Source organism: Serratia grimesii (assembly GCF_900186025.1).
Lineage (GTDB): Bacteria > Pseudomonadota > Gammaproteobacteria > Enterobacterales > Enterobacteriaceae > Serratia > Serratia grimesii.
The window spans coordinates 3,521,862-3,547,188 of sequence record NZ_LT883155.1 but is presented as its reverse complement, the minus strand read 5'-3'; the positions used below and the strand labels follow the sequence as shown (position 1 = coordinate 3,547,188).

General features: G+C 54.2%; 17 protein-coding genes. 14 read left to right on the top strand and 3 right to left on the bottom strand.

Annotated elements, in window-relative coordinates; translation table 11 throughout:
- Positions 1-12 precede the first annotated feature (12 nt).
- From nuoI to nuoN, 6 genes are all read left to right on the top strand, one after another.
- Positions 13-555, top strand: a complete 543-nt coding sequence (gene nuoI / locus SGBXF1_RS16695) for an NADH-quinone oxidoreductase subunit NuoI (protein WP_004947256.1) — start codon at positions 13-15, stop codon at positions 553-555.
- Between the two features lie 13 nt (positions 556-568).
- The gene (gene nuoJ, locus SGBXF1_RS16690) at positions 569-1,129 is read left to right on the top strand and encodes an NADH-quinone oxidoreductase subunit J (RefSeq protein ID WP_037420982.1); all 561 of its coding nucleotides are present in this window, start codon (positions 569-571) and stop codon (positions 1,127-1,129) included.
- On the top strand, positions 1,126-1,428 hold the full coding sequence (nuoK, locus tag SGBXF1_RS16685) for an NADH-quinone oxidoreductase subunit NuoK (RefSeq protein WP_012146014.1): 303 nt from the start codon (positions 1,126-1,128) through the stop codon (positions 1,426-1,428). The genes nuoJ and nuoK overlap by 4 nt, the downstream gene beginning before the upstream one ends.
- The gene (gene nuoL / locus SGBXF1_RS16680; RefSeq protein WP_037420978.1) at positions 1,425-3,272 is read left to right on the top strand and encodes an NADH-quinone oxidoreductase subunit L; all 1,848 of its coding nucleotides are present in this window, start codon (positions 1,425-1,427) and stop codon (positions 3,270-3,272) included. The genes nuoK and nuoL overlap by 4 nt, the downstream gene beginning before the upstream one ends.
- 99 nt (positions 3,273-3,371) lie before the next feature.
- A complete protein-coding gene (nuoM, locus tag SGBXF1_RS16675; protein ID WP_037420975.1) occupies positions 3,372-4,901 on the top strand; it encodes an NADH-quinone oxidoreductase subunit M in 1,530 nt (509 codons plus the stop codon).
- 6 nt (positions 4,902-4,907) lie between these two features.
- Positions 4,908-6,365, top strand: coding sequence for an NADH-quinone oxidoreductase subunit NuoN (gene nuoN, locus SGBXF1_RS16670; protein ID WP_037420972.1), 1,458 nt, complete (start codon positions 4,908-4,910; stop codon positions 6,363-6,365).
- Positions 6,366-6,437: 72 nt separating this feature from the next.
- On the opposite strand, the gene SGBXF1_RS16665 is transcribed toward nuoN, so the two are convergent.
- Positions 6,438-7,313, bottom strand: a complete 876-nt coding sequence (locus SGBXF1_RS16665; RefSeq protein WP_037420969.1) for a LysR family transcriptional regulator — start codon at positions 7,311-7,313, stop codon at positions 6,438-6,440.
- Between the two features lie 336 nt (positions 7,314-7,649).
- Here SGBXF1_RS16665 and SGBXF1_RS16660 point away from each other — a divergent pair, with 336 nt between their 5' ends.
- The 5 genes from SGBXF1_RS16660 (at position 7,650) to SGBXF1_RS16640 (ending at position 13,114) form a co-directional block, all read left to right on the top strand.
- On the top strand, positions 7,650-9,482 hold the full coding sequence (locus tag SGBXF1_RS16660; RefSeq protein ID WP_037420967.1) for a thiamine pyrophosphate-binding protein: 1,833 nt from the start codon (positions 7,650-7,652) through the stop codon (positions 9,480-9,482).
- Positions 9,483-9,572: 90 nt separating this feature from the next.
- Positions 9,573-9,998: a cupin domain-containing protein gene (locus SGBXF1_RS16655; RefSeq protein WP_037420966.1), complete on the top strand. Its 426-nt coding sequence runs from the start codon at positions 9,573-9,575 to the stop codon at positions 9,996-9,998.
- 102 nt (positions 9,999-10,100) lie between these two features.
- A complete protein-coding gene (locus tag SGBXF1_RS16650) occupies positions 10,101-10,964 on the top strand; it encodes a DMT family transporter (RefSeq protein ID WP_186427212.1) in 864 nt (287 codons plus the stop codon).
- Positions 10,965-11,148: 184 nt separating this feature from the next.
- Entirely contained in the window at positions 11,149-12,393 is a 1,245-nt protein-coding gene (locus SGBXF1_RS16645) for an MFS transporter (protein WP_037420962.1), read from the top strand.
- A 226-nt stretch (positions 12,394-12,619) separates the two neighbouring features.
- Positions 12,620-13,114, top strand: coding sequence for a DUF1097 domain-containing protein (locus tag SGBXF1_RS16640; RefSeq protein ID WP_037420959.1), 495 nt, complete (start codon positions 12,620-12,622; stop codon positions 13,112-13,114).
- 1 nt (position 13,115) lies between these two features.
- On the opposite strand, the gene SGBXF1_RS16635 is transcribed toward SGBXF1_RS16640, so the two are convergent.
- Positions 13,116-14,099, bottom strand: a complete 984-nt coding sequence (locus SGBXF1_RS16635) for a substrate-binding domain-containing protein (RefSeq protein ID WP_037420956.1) — start codon at positions 14,097-14,099, stop codon at positions 13,116-13,118.
- A 267-nt stretch (positions 14,100-14,366) separates the two neighbouring features.
- On the opposite strand from SGBXF1_RS16635, the gene idnO reads away from it, so the two are divergent.
- From idnO to elaB, 3 genes are all read left to right on the top strand, one after another.
- Positions 14,367-15,149, top strand: coding sequence for a gluconate 5-dehydrogenase (gene idnO / locus SGBXF1_RS16630; RefSeq protein WP_186427211.1), 783 nt, complete (start codon positions 14,367-14,369; stop codon positions 15,147-15,149).
- Positions 15,150-15,173: 24 nt separating this feature from the next.
- Positions 15,174-16,205, top strand: coding sequence for an L-idonate 5-dehydrogenase (gene idnD, locus SGBXF1_RS16625; RefSeq protein ID WP_186428528.1), 1,032 nt, complete (start codon positions 15,174-15,176; stop codon positions 16,203-16,205).
- 86 nt (positions 16,206-16,291) lie between these two features.
- A complete protein-coding gene (gene elaB / locus SGBXF1_RS16620) occupies positions 16,292-16,603 on the top strand; it encodes a stress response protein ElaB (RefSeq protein ID WP_037420951.1) in 312 nt (103 codons plus the stop codon).
- Between the two features lie 44 nt (positions 16,604-16,647).
- Here the strand turns inward: elaB and SGBXF1_RS16615 are convergent, their stop codons facing one another.
- Positions 16,648-25,290 carry a glycoside hydrolase family 94 protein gene (locus SGBXF1_RS16615; protein ID WP_186427210.1) on the bottom strand — a complete coding sequence of 2,881 codons (8,643 nt, stop codon included), beginning with the start codon at positions 25,288-25,290 and terminating at the stop codon, positions 16,648-16,650.
- Positions 25,291-25,327 lie beyond the last annotated feature (37 nt).

Sequence of the window (25,327 nt, the reverse complement as noted above, 5' to 3'; positions counted from 1 at the left end):
GGTGAATAAACCATGACATTGAAAGAGTTATTGGTTGGTTTCGGCACCCAGGTGCGCAGCATTTGGATGATAGGCTTGCATGCCTTCGCCAAGCGCGAAACCCAGATGTATCCGGAAGAACCGGTTTACCTGCCGCCGCGTTACCGTGGTCGTATTGTGCTGACGCGCGATCCTGACGGTGAAGAACGCTGTGTGGCTTGTAACCTGTGTGCGGTTGCTTGCCCGGTGGGCTGTATCTCGCTGCAAAAAGCAGAACAGAAAGACGGCCGCTGGTACCCGGAGTTCTTCCGCATCAACTTCTCGCGCTGCATTTTCTGCGGCCTGTGCGAAGAGGCTTGCCCGACTACCGCGATCCAGTTGACGCCGGATTTCGAAATGGGTGAGTTCAAGCGCCAGGATCTGGTGTACGAAAAAGAAGATCTGTTGATCTCGGGGCCGGGTAAATATCCGGAATATAACTTCTACCGGATGGCCGGTATGGCGATTGACGGCAAAGCCAAGGGCGAAGCCGAAAACGAAGCCAAACCGATCGACGTCAAAGGTCTGTTGCCTTAAGGAGCCAGCAAGCATGGAAATTGCCTTTTATCTGGCAGGTTTGATTGCGGTGGTCGCGACAATTCGCGTGATCTCGCATACCAACCCTGTGCATGCGTTGCTGTATCTGATCGTCTCGTTATTGGCGATCTCTGCAGTCTTTTTCTCACTCGGCGCGTACTTCGCCGCGGCACTGGAAATCATCGTTTACGCAGGCGCCATCATGGTGTTGTTCGTGTTCGTGGTGATGATGCTGAACCTCGGCAACGCGGTGCAGCAGCAAGAGCGTGATTGGCTGAAGCCGTCGGTGTGGATTGGCCCGGGCCTGTTGTCGCTGGCGCTATTAGCGGTACTGATTGTCGCTATCCGCAGCGTGTCCGATCAGGGCATCAGCGGTGATATGGTTGACGCTAAAGCGGTAGGGATCAGCCTGTTTGGCCCTTACGTTCTGGCGGTCGAGCTGGCTTCAATGCTGCTGTTGGCTGGTCTGGTTGTTGCCTTCCACATTGGTCGTGAGCACAAACCGGGTGAGGTGTTGAGCAACGCCCCGGCCAGTAGCGAAATGGCGAGAAGAAAATCGGAGGAGCAAGCATGATCCCTCTTCAACATGGCCTGATCCTGGCGGCGATTCTGTTCGTCCTGGGTCTGACCGGGTTACTGGTTCGTCGCAACCTGCTGTTTATGCTGATCAGTCTGGAAGTGATGATCAATGCTGCGGCATTGGCGTTTATCGTCGCGGGTAGCTACTGGGGCCAACCAGACGGGCAGGTGATGTATATCCTGGCGATCAGCCTGGCGGCAGCCGAGGCCAGTATCGGTCTGGCGTTGCTGCTACAGCTCTACCGTCGTCGTCATACCCTGAATATTGATACTGTCAGTGAGATGCGCGGATGAACCTATTATATTTAACTATTCTGCTACCGCTGATCGGGTTCCTGCTGTTGGCATTTTCCCGCGGTCGTTGGTCTGAGAACACCTCGGCAACCGTCGGCGTAGGCTCTATTGGCCTGGCGGCACTGGTCACGGTGTATGTGGCGATGGATTTCTTCGCCCAGAAAGCCACTGGCGTGCAGCTGTTTGAACAAAGCCTGTGGAACTGGATGACCGTCGGTAACTTCAATATTGGTGTGACGCTGACGTTGGACGGCCTGTCGTTGACCATGCTGTCAGTGGTTACCGGTGTGGGCTTCTTCATCCACATGTTCGCGTCCTGGTACATGCGCGGTGAAGAGGGCTACTCACGCTTCTTCGCTTACACCAACCTGTTTATCGCCAGCATGGTGGTATTGGTTCTGGCAGACAACCTGTTGCTGCTGTACCTGGGTTGGGAAGGCGTGGGCCTGTGCAGCTACCTGTTGATCGGTTTCTACTATAAAGATCCGGCCAACGGTGCGGCAGCGATGAAAGCCTTTATCGTGACTCGCGTCGGTGATGTGTTCCTGGCATTTGCGCTGTTCATTCTCTACAACGAGTTGGGTACGCTGAACATCCGTGAACTGATGATCCTGGCACCGCAAAAACTGGCGATCGGCGATACGGCGATCACCTGGGCTACCCTGATGTTGCTGGGCGGCGCGGTCGGTAAATCGGCGCAGCTGCCGTTGCAGACCTGGTTGGCGGACGCGATGGCGGGTCCAACACCGGTTTCAGCATTGATCCACGCTGCAACCATGGTGACCGCGGGCGTTTACCTGATTGCACGTACTCACGGCCTGTTCCTGATGGCGCCGGAAGTACTGCATCTGGTGGGGATTATCGGGGCAGTAACTTTGGTACTGGCGGGCTTTGCCGCGCTGGTGCAAACCGATATCAAGCGCGTGCTTGCCTACTCCACCATGAGCCAGATTGGTTACATGTTCCTGGCGTTGGGCGTACAGGCGTGGGATGCGGCTATCTTCCACCTGATGACCCATGCGTTCTTCAAGGCGTTACTGTTCCTGTCCTCCGGTTCGGTTATCCTGGCCTGTCATCACGAGCAGAACATCTTCAAGATGGGTGGCCTGCGCAAGAGCATTCCGCTGGTCTACGTCTGCTTCCTGGTGGGTGGCGCTGCGCTGTCGGCACTGCCGCTGATCACCGCTGGCTTCTTCAGTAAGGATGAGATCTTGGCCGGTGCGATGGCTAACGGTCACATCAACCTGATGATTGCTGGTTTGGTCGGTGCGTTCATGACCTCACTGTATACCTTCCGTATGATTTTCATCGTGTTCCATGGCGAAGAGAAAATCAAAGCGCATGCCGGTAAAGGCATCACTCACCACCTGCCACTGTTGGTTCTGCTGGTGCTGTCCACCTTCGTTGGCGCGATGATTGTTCCGCCATTGCAGGGGGTACTGCCAGATACCACCGAGTTGGCACACGGTAGCGTGCTGCAACTGGAGATTACCTCCGGCGTAGTGGCTATTGTCGGCATTCTGCTGGCGGCGGCACTGTGGTTGGGCAAACGTAGCCTGGTTACACGTATCGCCAAGAGCGCGCCAGGGCGTTTCTTCTCGACCTGGTGGTTCCATGCCTGGGGCTTCGACTGGCTGTACGACAAAGTGTTCGTCAAGCCGTACCTGGGTATTGCGAAGTTGCTGCAACGTGATCCGCTGAACTCGATGATGAACCTGCCGGCCATCTTCTCCCGCTGGGGGAACCGAGGTCTGACAGTGAGTGAGAACGGTCAGGTGCGTTGGTATATAGCGTCTATGGGTGTGGGTGCAGTGGTCGTATTGGCTCTGTTGATTCTGGTTTAATTGAATAATTTAAACAGACGCATTTTTCGGGCGTAGCGCCTGCAGGGCAGGCGCTACGTACAAAGTTTGAAATTATTCGTATAAGGGACACAAAACGCCATGCTATTACCTTGGCTAATTCTTATCCCCTTTATTGGCGGTCTGCTGTGCTGGCAGTTTGAGCGCTTCGGTACTAAGGTGCCGCGCTGGATTGCATTAATCGCAATGGGGCTGACATTGGCGCTTTCTCTGTATCTGTGGATGCAGGGTGGCTACACATTGACTACGCCGAAAGGCATTCCGCAGTGGCAGTCTGAATTCCTGCTGCCGTGGATCCCACGCTTTGGTATTTCCATCCACCTGGCGCTGGACGGCTTGTCACTGCTGATGGTGGTGCTGACCGGCCTGCTGGGCGTGCTGGCAATTCTTTGTTCCTGGCGTGAAATTCAGAAATATCAGGGCTTCTTCCACCTGAACCTGCTGTGGATCCTGGGTGGGGTAATCGGCGTGTTCCTCGCCATCGACATGTTCCTGTTCTTCTTCTTCTGGGAAATGATGTTGGTGCCGATGTACTTCCTGATTGCACTCTGGGGTCACAAGGCGTCGGACGGGAAGACCCGTATTACTGCGGCTACCAAGTTCTTCATCTATACCCAGGCCAGTGGTCTGGTGATGTTGATTGCCATTATGGGCCTGGTGTTCGTGCACTATAACGCGACCGGCGTGTGGACCTTCGATTACGAAGACCTGCTGCAAACGCCAATGTCACATAACGTGCAATACCTGCTGATGCTGGGCTTCTTCATCGCATTCGCAGTGAAAATGCCGGTGGTGCCATTGCACGGTTGGTTGCCAGATGCGCATAGCCAGGCACCAACCGCAGGTTCTGTGGACCTGGCGGGGATCTTGCTGAAAACAGCGGCCTACGGTCTGTTGCGTTTCAGCCTGCCGTTGTTCCCTGAAGCGTCACATGAGTTTGCACCAATCGCGATGTGGTTGGGTGTGGTCGGTATCTTCTACGGTGCCTGGATGGCGTTTGCACAGACCGATATCAAGCGTTTGATTGCTTACACTTCAGTTTCCCATATGGGCTTCGTACTGATTGCCATCTACACGGGCAGCCAACTGGCTTACCAAGGCGCGGTGATTCAGATGATTGCACACGGCCTGTCTGCGGCCGGTATGTTCATCATCTGTGGTCAGCTGTACGAACGTCTGCACACTCGTGACATGCGTGAGATGGGGGGCTTGTGGGGACGTATTAAATACATTCCTGCTTTGTCACTGTTCTTCGCGGTGGCGACCCTGGGGATGCCGGGTACCGGTAACTTCGTCGGTGAATTCATGATCCTGTTCGGCAGCTATCAGGTTGTGCCGGTGATCACCGTGATTTCTACCTTCGGTCTGGTGTTTGCTTCGGTCTATTCGTTGATCATGATGCAGCGTGCCTACTACGGCAAAGCCAAGTCTGACCAACCCTTGCCGGGCATGACCGCGCGTGAGCTGTTCATCATCCTGTTACTGGTGGTGTTGCTGGTTCTGCTGGGGGTTTACCCGCAGCCGATTCTGGACACTTCTCATGCGGCGATGAGCAACGTGCAACACTGGTTTGGTTCGTCAGTTTCAGCAATTTCAACAACAAGGCCGTAATTCGCCATGACAATAACTCCTCAACAACTGATCGCATTGCTACCACTGTTGATCGTCGGATTGACGGTGGTGGTTGTGATGCTAGGCATTGCGTGGCGACGCGACCACTTTATCAACGCCACCCTAACCGTGATCGGTCTAAACCTGGCGCTGCTTTCGCTGTACTTTGTCGGCCAGGCTGGCCCAATGGACGTCACCCCGCTGCTGCGGGTTGACGGCTACTCGATGTTCTATACCGGACTGGTGATACTGGCGAGTCTGGCGACCTGTACCTTTGCCTATCCTTGGCTGGTGGGTTACCCAGATAACCGTGAAGAATTCTACCTGCTGGTGCTGATTGCTACCCTGGGTGGCATTCTGCTGGCGAGCGCCAACCATTTGGCATCGTTGTTCCTCGGTATTGAACTGATCTCGTTGCCGCTATTTGGTCTGGTGGGTTATGCCTACCGCCAGAAGCGTCCTCTGGAAGCGGCTATCAAGTACATGCTGTTGTCTGCTGCGGCATCATCATTCCTGCTGTTTGGTATGGCGCTGCTGTATGCCGAGTCTGGCGATCTGTCACTGGCCGGCCTGGGTAAAAGCCTGCAAGAAAATATGATGCACCAGCCGCTGATCCTGGCGGGTATGGGCATGATGATTGTTGGCTTGGGCTTCAAGCTGTCACTGGTGCCGTTCCAACTGTGGACACCGGATGTGTATCAGGGTGCACCTGCGCCGGTTTCAACCTTCCTGGCGACCGCCAGCAAGATTGCGATCTTCGCCGTAGTGATGCGTTTGTTCCTGTATGCACCAGCCGCCGATAACGAAGCGTTGCGTATGGTGCTGGCAATCATTGCAGTCTGTTCGATTCTGTTCGGCAACCTGATGGCCATCAGCCAAACCAACATCAAGCGTCTGCTGGGTTACTCGTCGATCGCCCATCTGGGTTATCTGTTGGTGGCGTTGATTGCGGTGCAAACCCATCAACTGTCGCTGGAAACCGCCGGTGTTTACCTGGCAGGTTACCTGTTCAGCAGCCTGGGTGCGTTCGGTGTGGTCAGCCTGATGTCTAGCCCGTATCGTGGTCCGGACGCCGATTCACTGTTCTCTTACCGTGGTCTGTTCTGGCATAAGCCAATCCTGTCTGCGGTCATGACAGTGATGATGTTGTCACTGGCCGGTATTCCGATGACGCTGGGCTTTATCGGTAAGTTCTTTGTTATCGCGATGGGTGTTAGTGCTCACCTGTGGTGGTTGACCGGTGCAGTGGTGCTGGGCAGTGCCATTGGTTTGTACTACTACCTGCGTGTGACCGTCAGCCTGTTCCTCAGTGCACCGGAAGCATTGCAGCGTGATACCCCAAATAACTGGGCGTTGACCGCGGGTGGTGTTGTTGTGCTGATTTCCGCCGCGTTGGTGCTGCTGTTGGGTGTTTATCCACAGCCGCTGATTACGCTGGTGCAGATGGCACAGCCGATGTTCTGATAGGCATCAAGGCAGTAAAAAAGGTCGCTTCGGCGACCTTTTTTTATGGGGCGGGGGGCATAAGGTGAGGGATCAGCCGGGGTTGTTTTTAAACGACTCTTCCAGAACCTGTACCACAGCACGCACGCGCGCCGCACGTTGCAGATCAGGGTGCAGCACCAACCAAATATCTACCCAGTCTTTATTCTCTGGGAAGATGCGCACCAGGTCCGGATCTTTATCCGCCAGGAAGGAAGACAGCAGGCCGATCCCCAAACCGTTACGCGTTGCCGAACGCAGAAGCAGCTGTGAATTGCACTGAAGCACCACGTTAGGGTCGATCAGCGCTTCGCCACAGAAGTCGTTCCAGTGTCGTGGTACCAGTTCGCGTGGGAACATCAGCAGGTCGTGACCGCGCAGATGGTCGCCTTTGGTCGGCATACCGTGTTTGTCGAGGTAATCCTGCGTTGCATACAGCCCCATTTCGATGGTGGCCATGCGCTTGATAATGAGTTCGTCGGATTCTGGCCGCGCACCCCGGATTGCTAAATCGGCACCGCGATAAGAAATGTCAGAGATATTCACCGCTGTCAGCATCGTAACCGTAATTAACGGGTGTTGCTCCCGCAGCGCTTTCAACGCCGGGATGACAAAGGCTTCAGCCATGGTATCCGTCGTGGCAATGCGCACATTGCCGCACAGGCTGTCGTCACCACTGGTGGCTTTGCGGCCAATCGCTTGTACTGCGTTTTCCATATTCATCACGTCGGCCAGCATTTCTTCACCCAATGGACTGAGGGAAAAGGATTTTGGCGTGCGGATAAACAGCTTGGAGCCCAAGCTCTCTTCAAACGCGGTAATGCGCCGCCCGACGGTGGCCTGATCGACGTGTAGTTCATTGGCGGCTTTTCGTAAAGTGCCGCAGCGCGCGACCGCCAGGAAGAAGCGTGCGTCATCCCAATTCATCATGCCATTTCCTTTGTACAGGCTTATCGGTCTTGTCAGTGTTCATTCTTGCGCAACCGTACAGGCTCTGGTTCAGGCTGCAAATGAGGCCCACGTATCATAATTATTTATTATGTTTCAGGATATGAATAAATGCATCAACGTGAAGCACTTTTGCATCTTTATTTTTACCCGACAATCTTTATGCTTATCAACGTTTATGCTGTGATCTGGCGCACATTTTGTGCCAATGTTACCTTAAACGCGTAAGCAGATACGCATGAGAGCCTGTCTCTGTGGCTAATCGCCTGGTGGGATCGACTCTATATCAGGTTGACCCACCACGACTGGACATTAAAAATGGAGTCTCACGCAGAGAAGTTATACACCCCTGTTGCCCTGGCGACTGCGGATGGTGTTAGGGTTATTGCGACACCCGGCGCGAAAGCGGCAACACAAAGTAATGCTGATGTGATTATCCAGGGTATTGAAGCCCGCGGCATTCAGCACATATTTCTGGTACCCGGCAAGCTGGTGTACCCACTGATTAAATCCATTGAACATTCAGGCATCACCGGCATCGTCGGTGCTCATGAAACCGCCTGTGGTTTTATGGCGGACGGTTACGCCCGTGCTAACCGCAAATTTGGCGTTTGCCTGGGTATCTCCGGCCCCGGCACCATGAATTTTTTGCCGGCGATGGCCGCCGCACAGGCTGATAAAATCCCGGTGCTGTATCTGGCCGGCGGTATCGCCACGTATCATGAAGCGCAAGGTGCTTTCCAGGATGGCAGCAATAGCGGCATCGATGAGCTGACTATCGTCAAGCCATTGCTATCCGCCGCCATAGAAGTGAAAAACAACCTTACATTGCAACACGAGCTGCGGCGCAGTTTGTCGTGTCTGAACACCCAACGCAAAGGCCGCGCTTATTTGAGCGTGCCGGTCGATATGCAAAAGAAAGTGGTTGCCGGTAATCATGATGCCAGCCCGCCACGCACAACACCACAGTGCCGTGAAGCGGCAATCGATCAGCAGGGGCTGGATCAGGTGCTGGATGATTATCTGTTGCGTGGGTTAAAGGTTGCTTGCCTGGTCGGTAACCGCATGAACAACCCGCAGGATGCAGCCTTATTGCTGCGTCTGGCGGAGAAGTACCGCTTGCCGGTCGCCACGACGCTATCAGGAAAGGGGGCTTTCCCTGAGGGACATGAGCTGGCACTGGGTCTGTATGGCTTCGCCGGCCACACCCGGGCAGTAGAGACCATCAATGGTGATGACGTTGATGTGCTGCTGGTATTGGGTTGCGATCTCAGCCAGCGCGATAGCCTGAACTGGAACTCACGGTTACATGGCACGAAAACGCTGGTGGTGATCGATGAAGATTTTGACAAGGTCAGTTCGCACTACCAGCCGGATATGCAGATTTTCTCTAGCCTGACGGGGGCATTACAACACCTGTTGGATGCGGTCAATGACGAAGATACGCATCTGGCCGATATCAAAGTGCTGCGCGATGTCTGGCTTGAGCAGGTGTGTCAGTTACCGTTGGAGCAACAGCGCCCAGATTTGCAAGCGCGTCTTGCGGTGGGTGAGGCAAACATGTACCCCGGTGATGCCATCAAACGCATTCGTCGCCATATGGATCAAGACACGAACGTCGTGGTCGACTCTGGCGCACACCGTATCTTTATGGCGCACCACTGGCTGGCGAGTGGGCGTGGTGATTACCATACCTCAAGCTCGTTGGCACCGATGGGGTGGGCGATTTGTGCGGGTATTGGCATCAAGCTGGCGGCTCCGCACCGTAATTGCGTGGTGGTCACGGGGGATGGTTGTATGCTGATGCACGGTATGGAAATTCAGACGGCCGCTCGTTATCAGGTCAAAATGACCTTTGTGGTGATGAACAACTGTGCCCACGGTGCAATGCATATCGACACGTTGCAAAACCGTGGTGTATCGGCGGATTACACTGCGCTGCCCAATCACGACTGGAAAGCCTTCGCCAACAGCCTGGGCGTCTCGTCGGCCAAAGCGGCAACGCTGGAGGAATTGGATGACGCGCTGGTTGCAGCGGCCGAACACGACGGCCCGTTCCTGATAGAAGTGTTGGTGGGAAATCATGTGGCGCCTAATCGATACTATGCCGAGAGCATCGTAGAATACGAGCAGCGTATCAAAGGCGTGTAAGGGCGTAGCCCTGTTAATCCGGGAGCCGTCATTATTGTCCTTTGTATCACGCCATTCTATTTTACTTACAGTAGTCATGGAGCGATAACGATGTATAAACTGACACTTCTGGCATTAATGATGGCATTTCACGGCTATGCACAGGCCGCGGACGATCACGGTGAAGGCATTACCAAAGAGACTCTTCTGAAAACAGAGACGTCGTGGGAGGGTTCGCCGTACCAGCATTATCCTGCCGGCGCTCCGCAGATCACCATGTTGAAGGTGACCGTTGAGCCGAACAAGGTGCTCGCCTGGCATACTCATCCGTGCATCAGCGCAGTCTATATGACGGGCGGCAGCGTCTCGCTGACAGTAAAGAAAACGGGTGTGAAGCACACTTTTAAGCAGGGGGACTCCTTTACCGACACGGTAGATATTGTGCATCAGGGCGTCTCCGGTGATAAGGGGGCCGAAATGCTGGTGTTCTTCGCCTGTGCCGATAACAAGCCCTTGACGGTGAAAGCTGCCGAATAATAGCCAGTCGTCTTTCACACAGCGGTGCTGTTGCCGTAGGGGGCGAAGAGATTCGCCCCGTTTTATTTTTGTCGCCCGTTGGGGCAGCATTCTGAGGAAATCATGGTTGCTTTGTGGATGGTTGTCGCCAGCGGGTTCTTTGCGCTGATGGGGGCCAGCATCAAACTGGCTTCGGCCAAAGTTGGCTTTTTCGACATCATTTTTTACCGCTCCGTCATTAACGTCCTGATCGTGGCCGCGCTGATTCAGGTTAAAAATCTGGGTTTTCGTACCCAGCATCTGGGCCTGCATATGAAACGCGCGGCTATCGGTAATGCGGCGATGTACTGCGGCTTCTATTCACTGATCCACCTGCCGATCGCCACCGCCACTACGTTGGGTTACACCAACCCGATTTTTCAATCGGCGATTGCCTTTGTCACTTCCAAAGGCCAGTTAACCGGAAAGCTGCTGTTCTCAGTACTGCTGGGGTTTATCGGTATTCTGGTGTTATTGCGCCCTGATGCACCAAACGGTGAGTATGCGGCGACCCTGATCGGCCTGCTTTCTGGCTTGCTTACGGCATTGGCCTATTTTAACGTCGGCAAGTTGGTGCGCAGTGGGGAACCCGAGCTGCGAGTGGTATTTTACTTCTCTCTGGTGGGGACATTGGTCGGTGGCGTAATGACGTCAGTGGTGGGGTTCACCGCCTTGGATAGCGCGATGATATTGTGTGTCTGTGCCATCGGCGTATTCGGCAGCCTGGGGCAAATCACCATGACTCGTGCCTATGGCAGCGGTAATGCGGTGATTGTCAGCATTCTTTCCTATAGCACCATCATCTTTTCCACGCTACTTGGCTATCTGCTGTTTGGCGAGAAGCTGTCTTACATTGCTGCCGGGGGCATGGCGTTGATTATTCTTTCCGGTACGCTGGCTATTTTGAAACGCGCTCCAGCGAAGGCCCAGAAAGTGGAGGCTGTGTAACCACTGCCAGCCTGTTTCTTTCATAAAGAACAGTGAGTATTGCCAGCGCGAATGCATTAATGAATCACTATGATGCATTCTTGGCTATTTTTACGGTTATACCCGAACGGTATGATAAACGCGTTTCCTGATGAGTTTGGTTTTCAGGGCTATGTGTTTATCCAGATTGTTTCGGGAGAGAAAAATGTCTGAAGGTGTGGCTGTTGATGAAGCAGCTAAAGCGAATTCGGGCGCGTCACATTTTGCCATCCTGCTGTTTCTAGCCTTGGCATTAATGTCCGCATTGCTCAACAGCAGTGCGCCGACACCGCTTTATCCGCTTTATCAACATGAGTTGGCATTAAGCTCGGTCAGTCTGACTGTCATTTATGGTGCTTATGCTGCTGGTGTGCTGATTTCATTGTTCGGTGTGGGCAACATGGCCGGCAAGGTGAAAGACCTGCGCAGCATGATTGTTCCTGCGCTGCTGGTGGTGCTGGCCGGGGCCTTATTATTTTCGATGGCCGATTCGTTCCTGATGATGTTTATGGCTCGTCTGCTGGCCGGGATCGGCACCGGAGCACTGACCGGGGCAGCCAATATTGCGCTGGTGCGTTTTGGGCCGAAAGACGGCGGTAAAAATGCGGCATTGATTGCGACATTGTCATTTACCACCGGTCTGGCATTAGGGCCGATTTTCAGCGGTATTGCCTTGCAAACAGGGTTCCATACCACGTCATTGCCGTTCATTATCATCATGGCGGTAGCGGCCATCGCCGCGCTCGGTGTGATGCTGAAATGGCCCGTTACTGCTTCTGTCGCGCCAGTTAGTGGCACCGCAGAAACCGGAGCTACAATAGAAAAAAGTTCGCTGGCAGATGGCTTGCGTGCTACAGGTGGTAAGTTCTTTCTGTGTGCGGGTGCGCTATTTATCTGTTGGGCTGTGGCCGCCAGCATTCTGGCGATTGGCCCGAGCGTGTCAGAAAAACTGCTGGGTATGCACAGCCGGGGTGTTTACGGGTATGTGATTGCGGTTTATCTGGTGATTGCCGGTATTAGCCAGATCCTGAGCCGCCGCGTTAATGCTCGTCACTCGCTGATGTTTGGCTGCCTGGCGCAAGCGCTGTCAGTTGTGGTGTTCGCCGAAGCGATACAGATTCATTCGTTGGGTCTGGCCAGTGCCGGTATGGTGATTGCGGGTTATGCTTACGGGGCTATCTTTGTCGGCAGCGCCACGTTGGTGAATCTGATTTCACCGAAGGCAAGCCATGCAAGACTGATTTCACTGTTTTATGTTATTGCTTATATTGCCAACTGGATCCCTATCCTGTTGGGGGTAGTTATCGACCATGCCAGTCTGCACTTGGCGGTCAACCTGTTATTCCTGGTCAGCGCCGTGGTGTGCTTAATTTTGAGCCTCATGGTGACCCGCGCGGGCTTCCCGCGCTGAGATTTCAGCGCCTGTTCTCATCTGGGCGTGAGTGAATCTTGGTAAACGATTTCCCTGGTGTTGTTGTGTGTCATTTCCAGCGTGCTTGTCACGCTGGTTTTTTTTGTGACAAATTCCTCAATTCTGTAATTACCATTTTTCTCATTACATATTTTATGTGATTGCCGTCATATATTTTTGCCGGTTTTCGCGTAAACTGCGCGCTTTCTTTTCAGCGGGTCGGTTTATGAACGTTATTTTTGCCATTGCTTTGACTACTGGGATCCTCTCTGGTGTTTGGGGGTGGGTTGCGGTCAGCTTAGGGTTGATCAGCTGGGCCGGTTTTCTCGGCTGTACGGCCTATTTCGCGTGCCCGCAAGGGGGACTGAAAGGGTTGTTGATCAGCACACTGACCAGTTGCAGTGGGGTATTTTGGGCTATGACGATCATTCACGGCAGTGAACTGGCTCCAGGCTGGAGTATGCTCGGTTATCTGCTGACCGGTGTGGTGGCTTTTTTGATGTGTATCCAGGCAAAGCAACAGTGGCTGGGGTTTGTACCTGGCACTTTTATTGGCGCTTGTGCGACCTTTGCCGGCGGCGGTGATTGGCCGTTGGTGACGTTGTCTTTGCTGGTCGGGCTGGTGTTCGGTTACGCGATGAAAAACAGCGGCCTGTGGTTAGCAGCGCGCAATGAGAAAACCAAAACGGCCGCTATTGTTACCGAGAATGTTAACCGCTAATTCAAATGGTACCGCCGAGTGAAATGCGGTAGTGAAGGTCTACGCGCTCAATACAGGGCAGCCCTTTTATGCGCTTGAGCAAGATCTCAGTAGCGACCTTACCCATATCAAACCTTGGTGTAATCACGCTGGCAATGCCCGGCGTAGTGGCTTTGCCGATATCTAAACCGTGAAAACCTGACAGAGCGATGTCATGTGGAACCTTTAACCCGAGCCGCAGACACGCCTGCAACACGCCAACCGCCAGATCGTCATTGGTGCACAAGATGCCGTCCAAATCAGGGTAAAGTTGACGGGCCATTGCCAGCATATCGGAACCCACACTGACCGACGACACCCGATGCGGTGTGATTTGACGCGGTGTTAACCCTTGGTTCTCCATCGCCCGGCAATAGCCTTGAAAACGTTTGTTATCGCGTGCATCAGACATGGCGCCAAAATAAACCACCTGACGTTTGCCGCTGGCAAGCAGCGCTTCGGTCATGTCATAACCTGCCTGATAGTTATCAAACCCTACGGTAATTCGTCCCTCCGGTGCATCCAGATCCATCACCTGCGCTACCGGGATTTTTGCTGCCGCCAAGTATTTCTCTGCCCGCAGTGTGTGCTCTGAATCAGTGAGAATCAGCCCTGCGATTGGGTAGGCCAGCAGTTGGACAATATGTTCTTCCTCACGTTGGCGACTGTAGTCATAGTTCACCACCAGGGTCTGATAGCCGTGCTCCAGCGTGATGGATTCGATACCCGCTAACAGGTCGGCAAAAATTTGATTGTTGAACGAAGGGATCAGGACGCCAATTCGCGGTTTTTGAGTTGAGCGGGCTTCATCGCTGTCGGTGAAATTAACCTCTTTCATCACTTGGGCAATTTTCGCGGCGGTCTCTGCTGCCACTTTTTCTGGTGTGCGCAGATAGCGGCTGACGGTCATTTTTGTCACACCGGCGAGCAGTGCAATATCCTGCAGCGTGACGCGTTGGTTCTTCATTCTGAGGCCTTAGCTGGGGGCGGAAATAGCCCGTATGATGTCATGTTAACAAATCGATCTGGTGATAACAATCAACGCTGAAAAGTATAAAAACTATATTTTTCAATGAACTATATTAATTTGTTTTCGCAGCGCAATGCGTGGCTTCACGTTAAAGGTAACAGGTTTTAGTAACACCGTTTTAAGTGATCTCTATCACGTTTTTGCTAGCGGCAATCCGTTGTGATAGGCGCCTGTTCTCTCTGAATGACATGGCCGGGGTACGTTATGAACAACTTGTTTTCACTGGATAATAAAAAAATACTGATTACCGGCGCTTCTCGAGGCATTGGCTTTCTGCTGGCTCGCGGGCTGGCACAGTATGGTGCCCATATTTTGGTCAATGCGACCACTCAGGAAAATGCGCAGCGTGCCGTTGATGCGTTGCGACGTGAAGGTTTCCGTGCCGATGCAGCGGCCTTTGACGTGACCGACTCTCAGGCTATTCATGCCTCGATTGAACGGATTGAACGGATTGAACGGATTGAGGCGGAAAGTGGCGGCATTGATGTGCTGATCAACAATGCCGGTATCCAGCGCCGTCACCCGTTTACCGAGTTCCCGGAAAAAGACTGGGACGACATTATTGCCGTCAATCAAAAGGCGGTCTTTATGGTCTCACAAGCCGTGGCGCGCCACATGGTACAGCGCCAAAGCGGAAAAATTATCAATATCGGCTCAATGCAGAGCGAACTGGGCCGTGACACCATCACGCCGTATGCCGCCTCAAAGGGGGCGGTAAAAATGTTGACGCGCGGCATGTGCGTAGAGCTGGCGCGCTATAACATTCAGGTTAATGGTATCGCTCCGGGCTACTTCAAAACGGAAATGACCCAGGCCCTGGCGGACAATGCGGAGTTTACCGCGTGGCTGACCAAACGCACTCCGGCTGCCCGCTGGGGTGATCCACAGGAGCTGATTGGTGCTGCGGTGTTCTTGTCATCAAAGGCATCGGATTTTGTTAATGGTCATCTGTTGTTTGTTGATGGCGGAATGTCCGCTGCGGTATAGCCGCCTGCTTAATGGAAAATCATGATGAAAATTCAAACTCAATCCTGCGTGGTTAAAGGTAAATATGACGTCGCAGTGGTCCAGCAGGAGGTGGAATACCAAGGGACGGGCACGTTGGTGAAAATCACGCGTGGTGGTATCTGCGGTTCCGACCTGCATTACTACCAGGAAGGCAAAGTCGGCAGTTTCCAGGTGCGTCAGCCGATGGTGCTGGGCCATGAGGTGATTGGTGAGGTTGTGGCCAGTGACACCGCGCGGTTGGCTGTAGGCCAAAAAGTGGCGTTGAACCCCAGTAAACCCTGCGGACAGTGCAAATATTGCCTCGCGCACCAGCAAAACCAATGCCTCCATATGCGCTTCTTCGGCAGCGCCATGTATTTTCCCCATGTTGATGGCGCTTTTACCCAGTACAAAGTGGTCGATAGTGCGCAGTGCATCGCCTTTGATGCCGATCGTGATGAGAAGGTGATGGTGTTTGCCGAACCTTTGGCCGTCGCGATTCATGCCGCAAAACAGCCGGGAGAGGTAAACGGCAAAAGGGTGTTTGTTTCCGGTGTAGGTCCTATCGGGTGCTTACTGGTGGCTGCACTAAAGGCTCTGGGCGCCAGTGAAATTGTTTGTGCTGATCTTAGTCCGCGCTGTCTGGATATCGCTCACGAAATGGGGGCGACCACCTGCCTGCATGCCAGCCATGACGATTTTAGCCGTTACCAACAGGAAAAGGGGTATTTTGATATCGCTTTTGAAGTTTCCGGTCATCCGTCATCCTTGTTGCGCTGCCTGGAAGTCACCCGTGCCAAGGGGACGGTCGTGCAAGTGGGCATGGGCGGCAGTTTTCCTGATTTCCCGCTGATGCTGCTGATCGCCAAAGAGTTGAATTTGCTGGGGTCATTCCGTTTTGTTGAGGAGTTTGATAGAGCGGTTGCCTGGTTGTCCGATGGGACGATCAATCCGTTACCGCTGCTCTCCGCTGAGTTTAACAATCAGCAACTCGAGCAAGCTTTGGCATTCGCCGGCGATAAAAGCCAGGCCGCCAAGGTACAGTTGGTGTTCTAATTTTAGCCAAGAGTCTGATGGCGGGGAGCGGTGATCCTTGTCTATAGTTAAGGGCCGTTTCATTTTTTAAACACGGAGAACTTAACATGGCGAGAAATACGGATGCGGATCAAACCACGCTCGACGACGATCTGAGAATGCTGAGCGACACGCTGGAAGAAGTGTTGAAGTACTCCGGCGATCGCGCCGATCAGGCCTATATCGATATTAAGGCCCATGCCGAAGAGGCGTTGAGCGAGGTTAAGTCTCGATTGACTGACTCTACCGAGTCCTACTATGCGCGCGCCAAGGACGCCGTCTGCCGGACTGATGGCTATGTGCGTGAAAACCCATGGCACAGTGTCGGTATTGGTGCGACGGTTGGACTGGTGCTGGGGTTATTACTGGCACGCAAATAACGACATAGCGATATTGGGCGCGGTCATTCACCGCGCCCTTAGGTTTACTGCCCCAACGTGACATCTACGTGATGGATTTTTCCATCGTCTACCAGCGTTATTACGGCCTCCGGCTGTTCTTCATCATCAACGGTGATCCGTGTCGTTCCCTGACCCTGCCGGATGACCAACTGATACTCACTGCTACCTTCCCGGTAATTCAGTGTCACCTGTGGCCAGTCCGCAGGCAGTCGGGTGTTGATGGATAACTGATTACCTCGACGTTTCAACCCCAGTAGCGATTCGACAATCAGCCGGTACATCCACCCGGCAGAACCGGTATACCAGCTCCAGCCACCACGACCGACGTGTGGGGCCACCGCGTAGATATCAGCGGTAGCCACGTAAGGCTCGACCTTGTAGCGCTCGGCGGCGGTGCTGTCCAGGCTGTGGTTGATCGGGTTGATCAAGGCCATCAGTTCCCAGGCCCGTTCGATATTACCCATCTCGGCGAAGGCCATGACTGCCCATACCGCCCCGTGGGTATATTGGCCGCCATTTTCCCGTACGCCAGGCAGATAACCGCGAATATAGCCAGGATTAGGACCGTTACCATCAAATGGCGGTGTCAGCAGTTTTATCAGACCGGCTTGGTTGTCCACCAAATGTTTATCCAATGACTGCATCGCCTGTAGGCTACGGGGTTTGTCCGCAGCACCTGACAGTACTGACCAGCTCTGGGCGATGGCGTCGATGCGGCACTCTGTCGATTGTTGAGAGCCTAGCGGCTCTCCACTGTCAAAATAGCCCCGACGATACCACTCGCCATCCCAGGCATGGTTTCGCAGGTTTTCGCGCAAGGTATCAGCCTGTTGGCGACAAAGCGTCGCCAGTTCGTTGTCATTGCGCGCAGCAGCCACTTTGCCGTAACGCTGCAGGATATGGAACAGGAAGAAACCGAGCCACACGCTTTCACCTCGTCCCTCGAGGCCGACCATATTCATGCCATCGTTCCAATCACCCGCACCCATCAGCGGCAGACCGTGCTCACCAAAGGTCAACCCGTGTTTTAACGCTCGTACGCCATGCTGATACAGCGTTTCTTGGGTCGCACTCAATGCCGGTTGCTCGTAGGAGGATTCTTCACCCGGTGCCAGTTTTCGCGCCTCCAGATAGCCAACGGGTTCATCGAGAATGGTCTGATCGTCAGTGGCATCCAGGTAATGACAAATGGCCAGTGGCAGCCACAAATAGTCATCTGAACAGCGTGTACGAACCCCGTTGCCCTGCGGAGGATGCCACCAGTGTTGGACGTCGCCTTCTATAAATTGGCGCGAGGCGCACAGCAGGATCTGTTCGCGCAGGCGTTCAGGGGCTGCGTGTGTCAGTGCCAGCGTATCTTGCAGTTGATCGCGGAAACCAAAGGCACCGCCGGATTGATAGTAACCGCTGCGTGCCTGAATACGGCAGGAGAGGGTTTGGTACAGTAGCCAACCATTGGCCAGTAGGTTGACGGCAGGATGTGGCGTCTCGATTTGTACTTTGTTGAGAATGCCGTCCCAATGCGCCGCAACTTGTTGTAGTTCATCTTGCAGGTTGTCTTCCCGCAGGTATTTTTGCAACAGGGCTTCGGCCTCATCGGTGTTTTGCCCCAACCCGAGAGCAAACACCAGGCTGCGCTGATCCCCATCGATCAGGCTGAGCGCTGACTGTACGGCCCCACAGGGATCCATACCTGCGCCCACTTTGCCCGACAGTCGCCGCAGTTTCAGCACCACCGGGTTGGCCAGCGAACCGTTGCGACCGATGAATTCACGCCGATCGCCACTGATAGAACAATGCACACCGGTAACACCAAAGAAAGCGGTGCGCTCTGAACCGCTGCTGCCGTAGTGGTTGGTGGCCAGGATGCCACAGCCGCTTTCAGGCGATGCTGCCTGTGTGACAATGTGCATGGCCGATTTTTGCCGCAAATCGCCCAGAATAAATTCCATATAGCCGGTTGCCGACAACTTGCGTGTGCGCCCTGAAGTATTGGTCAGGGTTAGCAAGAACAGTTTCACCGGTGCATCTTTGGCCACCAGCACGGTGAACTGACTGTCGATACCGTTTTCACGATGGTCAAAGACGCTGTAGCCGAAACCGTGACGGGTCAGATAGTGCCCACGGCCCCGGGCAGGCAGCGGTGTGGGTGACCAGAAGTGCCCGTTCTCTTCGTCACGCAGATAGAAAGCTTCCCCGCTGCGGTCGCAGATAGGGTCGTTATCCCAAGGTGTTAGACGGTATTCATGGGCGTTTTCGTACCAGGTGTACGCCTGACCACTTTCCGAGATCACGGTGCCGAACATCGGATTAGCGATCACGTTCGACCAAGGGGCGGGGGTGATTTTACTTTCGTTCATCGCGATCACATATTCGCGGCCATTCTCTGAGAAGCCGCCGAGACCATTGTAAAACTGTAACGCGTCTATGGCAGGCAGTTGTGGTGAGTGCAGGTTACGCGGCAGATTGTCCACCGTTGCCAGTTTCGATGACGCGGTGACCGGCGACAGAGGTTGTTGCAGGACTTGCGGCAGTTGCAGGCGTTGGTTGAGCTGTTCTGTCAGTCCACCGCGACGATCGTCGAGATAAATACGCGCTACGCTGAGCAATAGCCGGTGATCTTCCGGTGCCATATGTTCGCTGGTACGCACAAAGATGCCACCGGGCTTATCGGTTTGGGTGGATTCCATACCGGCAGCGATCAGGCCCATGATCTGGTTTTGTAGATCCTGACGGTAGCCGCCAACATCTTCATTGAGGATCACCAAATCTACCTGTAACCCTTTCAAACGCCAGTAGTTGTGTGCCTGGATCAGTTGCCGTACCAGTTCGATGTTTTCGCTGTCGGTCACCGTCAGCAGGACTATCGGCAGATCGCCGGAGATAGAGTGCCCCCATAGCCCAGATTGTCCGCGGCGGTTGTTAATGATTTCACTGCTGGCGGCTCGCATTTCTTGCGCCGGGAACACCACTGCGCCAGCCAGGCGATTAAACAGATTAGCGTCTTCTTCATTGGCGTTCAGTTGGCGCAGAACCACCTGGCTGTGCGACCACGCCAGTTCAAACACACGATCTGCCAGATGGCGATCGCGGTATTTTTCCAGCATGGCCAGTCCGCTGGCACGGTCTTCACTGACGCCATAGAAGATGTCCAGCGTGAGCGGTACGTTCGGCTCCAGCACCACGCGCTGGCGGATAGCGATGATCGGGTCAATGACCGGTCCGGCACTGTTACTGAGTGGCGCGTTCTGATACAACGCTTGCGGATTGGTTGGCGTGCGGCCGCGGCCGATAAATTTAGCGCGGTCGGTTTCAAACGACGTTTGGCTGGTACGACCCTGTACCGTCATCATATGCAGCAACCACGGGCATTTTTCTTTCGGTTCGCGCGGGCGACGGTGGCACAAAATAGCGTCCTGATCCGGCAGTAGTTCGGTCTGCACGAACAGGTTGCTGAACGCCGGATGAGCCAGGTCGTTGCTTGCTGGTGCCAGCACCACTTCTGCGTAGCTGGTGATTTCGATGGTGCGCGGTTGTTTGCCGCGATTTAACAGCGTCACACGGCGCAGTTCAATATCATCTTCCGGCGATACCACAACTTGTGTTTTGACCGACAGCGTCCCCTGTTGACGCTGAAATTCGGCACCGGCGTCGTTGAACACGGCGCTATAACCCTTGGCGGCACCTCCGATGGGTTGCCAGGTATTGCTCCAGACTTCGCCGGTTTGCGGATCGCGCAGGTAGCAGAAGGCGCCCCAGTTATCGCAGGTCGCATCTTCGCGCCAGCGGGTGAGCGCCAGGTTCTGCCAGCGACTGTAACTGCCACCAGCCTGGGTGAGCATCAGGTGGTAGTTGGCGTTGGACAGCAACTGCACTTCCGGGATCGGTGAGTCTACCCGGTTAAATTCACGCGCAACGAAGCTGGCTGGGGTAATGGTGCCCTCATGGGTTTCGAAGTGGCGGCGAGTGCTGTACAACTCGACGGCATCCGGCACCCGTTCTTGCAGTAACAAGCGTGCTGATTGGAAGGCCGGATGGTCGGCGAAACGTGTCACCATCGGCGCATCCAGTAACAGATGTGACAGGGCCAGGAAACTCATACCCTGATGGTGCGCCATATAAGAACGGATAATCACGTACAGTTGACCGCGGCTGAGACGTGCCGTGGTGTAATCCAGCGCTTCGTAAAAACCGTAGCGGCCTTTGGCGCCATTTTTTTCCAGTGTGACCAGGTTGTTGCAGGCCGCATCCGGATCGACAATCAATGCCATCACTGTTGCATAAGGAGCAACCACCATGTCGTCGCCTAGCCCACGTCTCAGGCCCAGACCGGGTACGCCAAACGCATGATACTGGTAGTTTTGATCGGCATCGAAACCAAAGTAGCCAGACTCGGAAATACCCCAAGGTACGCCGCGTTCTTTGCCCCAGGCAATTTGCCTATCCACCGCAGCATGGCACATTTGCACCAGCAGTGAATCAGGGTAAGCAGGCATCACCAATTGCGGCATCAAGTACTCAAACATCGAACCGCTCCATGACATCAGCGCCGGTTCATTTTCGATCATGGTAAACAGCCGGCCAAGTGCAAACCAACTGCGTTGGGGGACTTGGTTGGTGGCGATGGCGACGTAGTTGGTCAACCGGATTTCCGATGCCAGCAGATCGTATTTACTGCTGTCCATCCGGTTTTGATCGCAGTTAAAGCCGACGGTTAGCAAATGGGTCGATTCGTCATACAGGAAGTGGAAGTCCATCTGCGCCATTTTTTCCAGCCGCTGTTGCAGGCTGTACAATTGCGTCAGTTTTTCCTGTGCCTGAATGCTGACCGCATCAAGCTGGCTCCGTTGCTCCGCCGACAGTGTCAATGACTCGGGTGGGTTAGCCAGCCAATGCAGGCCAGGGACTTTTTCCAGTTCAGATACGTTGTCGCTCAGCCAGCCGAACCATTGCGCCCACTCGGCGCAGAGCTCATTAAGTTGCTGGTGCAGTGCTCCGGCCCAACGTCGAGTTTCCTCTCCGTGATTCAGCGCCGGTTCTTGCAGACCGTTACTGTAATTGCGCATCGCATTCAGTTCGGCTAACAGAGCAGCAGGGTGGCTGTGATGAGCCTGCTCCCAGTGGTTACGCAGTTTTGACAAGTTCTTTGGTGCGGCATCGCCCCAGTGTTGTTCCAGCAGTTGCAGGCTGTCGCCGAGCCCGTCCAGTACCCGTTGCGGATCGATGAATGGCTGGTGGGCCAGTGCGGGCAACCCGGCGCTGAGCGTTAGTAGATGGCCTGCCAGGTTGCCGCTATCGACGCTGGAGATATAGCGTGGATTCAGCGGTTCCAACGTACGGGTGTCATACCAGTTGTACAGGTGTCCGCGGTAGTGTTCCATGCGGTCCAGGGTATTGAGCGTGAGCTCGATACGCCTCAGCGCTTCACTGAGTGTCAGATAACCAAAGTCGTAGGCAGTGATATTGGCCAGCAATGATAGCCCGATATTGGTCGGTGACGTGCGGTGCGCCACCACCGGCTCCGGTATCTCTTGATAGTTATCCGGCGGCAGCCAGTTCTCTTGCTGATTGACGAAGGTATTGAAGAAGTCCCAGGTCTGTCGACTGGTGTGGCGCAGGAATCGCCGTTGTTCGTCATTAATTGCGGTTTTACTGCGTTGAGGTTCTTGGCTGAGGTAATAAAGCAGGAATGGTGCCAGGATCCACAAGGTGGAGAAGGGCAGTGTAATTAACAGTGCCATTGGGTTATGCATGACGGTAAAAATCAGTAGCGCCAGGCCGGCTAGCGGGTTGATCCACATGGCGCGATAGAAGTTTTCCCATGTGATCTGCTGACGGGCTTTGGATTGATCGTAGCTGGTCCACTCCTGTAGGTTGCGTTTAGTGACCAGCAACCGCCACAAGGTAATGACGATCGCTTTCAGGCTGTACAGGGATTCATGCGGCAGCGTTGCCAATCGTAGTCCGACCTGCGACAGGCGGTGGAGTGAGCCGTTCAGAGCCAGCAGTATATGCTGTAGCAGTGGCCTGCGTGGGGGCTTGCGTACGATATCTTGCACCAGTGCCATCAGGGTCGGCAGCAGCAAAATAATGGCGAAAACAGCCAACCAGTAACGGGTGTTGGGCAACCAAACGAAACCACAAAACAGCAGTAATAGTAGGCTGGGAGCTGTCAGACTGCGGCGCAGGTTATCAAACAGCTTCCAGCGCGACAGGGTACTCAGTGGGTTGGCGGTACGCGTGCCGTCTTCTGTTTTCACCCGTGGCAGTAGCCAGTTGAGTAATTGCCAGTCACCGCGGATCCAGCGCGTACGACGTGCAACGTCCACCAAATAATTGCTGGGATACTGTTCATACAGCAGCACGTCGCTCAGCAGGCCGGAACGGGCATAACAACCTTCTAATAAGTCGTGGCTGAGCACCAAATTTGCCGGGCAAGTTCCTTTCATGCTGTGCGAGAACACATCGACGTCATAGATGCCCTTGCCGATAAATGAACCCTCACCAAACAGATCCTGATAGATATCCGAAGCCATCAGCGTGTAGGGGTCATTGCCTGGCGTGCTGCTGCACAGTGCGGCGTAGCGTCCCTGGCCGTAGCTCGGGATTTCTTCGGCCATACGGGGTTGCAGGATGGCGTAACCTTCCACCACCCGTTGCTGGTGCATATCGTACTGGGGCTGATTGAGCGGATGTGCCATGGCGGCGATCAATTGATGGGCGCTTTCGCGTGGCAGAACCGTATCGCTGTCTAACGTAATAACGTATTTAACGTTTTTTAGAACCTCTAGCCCGTCACCAACCTGGGTGCTGAAGGCGTTACCGCGGTTACGCAGCCAGTTATTCAGAGCATTCAGTTTGCCGCGTTTACGTTCAAGCCCCATCCATACGCCTTGTTTTTCATTCCATTCGCGATCACGGTGGAACAGGAAAAAGTGACTCGGGCCTTCACAAGGGTAACGCCCGTTCAGCGCTTTCATCTGTTGGCAGGCATAATCCAGTAAGGCAGCATCGTCAGTATGTTGCTGGTGGGGGGCATCGTTGAAGTCGGTGAGCAGGGCAAAGTGCAGATGCTTCATCGCGTTGCCCAGATAACAAACCTCAAGTGCGTTAATCAGCTTATCAACGTCTTTTTTACTGCCGATCAGCGTCGGTATCGCCACCAAGGTTCGGAACTCGGCGGGAATGCCACAGGAGAAATCGAGCCTTGGTAGTGGCTGAGGTGTACGACTACGAGTAGTGACCTCACTAAGCAGATTGAGTACAAATTGACTGACAACGATGGCCATTGGGAAAAACAGCAGTGCCAACCCCCAACTGATACCGGTGCTATAGGCATGACGTAGCAGTTCCGCACAACACGCGGTGGTGATTAGGCTTAGGCTACCGAGCCAGGACAGTAGTGGGGCCTGATTCAACGTATGGCGCAGTTGAGTAATACGCCCGATGTGTACATCAAGCTGTTGCTCCAACTCCGGGCGGCCATCATCAATCAGGTAGTAGCCTATGTGGTTACGGCGTGGATCGCCGGAGGGATCTTCGGCCGCGACACGCGCCATGTTGAGCACGTGCTGGGCAACCTGAACCTCATTGTGTGGACAGTGGCGCGCCAGCATTTCAATCACGTGGCGATAATTATCGCGTGTGTTGAAGTGCATCAATGGATAAACCCCTGCGGGATCTTCACGCAGGGTTTGCTCGACCTGACTCATGGTTTCGACAAACTCTGCCCAGTCCATTTCGCTGAGCTGACGCAGGCCGGAAATACTGTTGCTGACCGACAACTGGCTAACCGCCAACTGCTGGTTAAAACGGTGGATGAGTTCATCGGAGGTCAAACTGACTTCCGCCAGACGCTGTTCCACCCAGGTGAGCGGCAATGCCAGCATGGTGCCATGGCCCTGCAGGCGACGTACCAGCTCAGCAACAAAGGCGCTGGTGCGCGGGGGATTAGAGCGCGCCATGTCGGCGATCACGATGATCAGGTTGGCCGGATCGTTCTCTGCTGACTCCAGCATTTTAGTGACCCAGGTATCGGCCAAATTACGCTCGCGCTGGGCTTGTGCAACTTCCACGCTGACGCGCCGCAGGTTTTCGATTAACGCCAAACGCAACATACCGGGCAGTGCCCAGAGTTCGCCCAATGTCAGATTAACTTCTTTTTGGTAGGCGGCGATATACCGGGTGAGGCTCTCCGCATCCCAACGGCCGTCACCGTGCGCAATCGCCTCGGCAGCCACGTCATAAATACGCGGACAGTTATGCGGTGGACCCAACTGCGGCAGGCCGCGGCCGAAGGTTTTTGGCAAATGATGACGTACCACACGGATTTGTTCTTCAATCAGATAGTAGTTATCAAGTAACCATTCACCCGCGGGGGTCATACTGGCTTTTTTGCCATTGCTGAGTTGGTGGCAACTCTCTGCCAGAATTCGCTCGTTATCGTCCAACCGCTTCAGTAAATAGTAGGGCGTTTTACGCGTCGCCAGCTTGTGCGATCGCGCCAGACGTTGACCGTAGCGCTCCATTTGATCGACAGAAAACAGTTCGGCCTTTATCGTTCCACCGGTCGGTTCAGGTTCACCTTTACTGCGGCGTGTGGGCAAAGGTTTTACTTTTGTTATTTTGCGTTGTTTTTTTAACCAATTGATTAGTATTTCTTTCACAAAAAAGCTCCTTACATCTGACCCAAAAGGCAGCCGG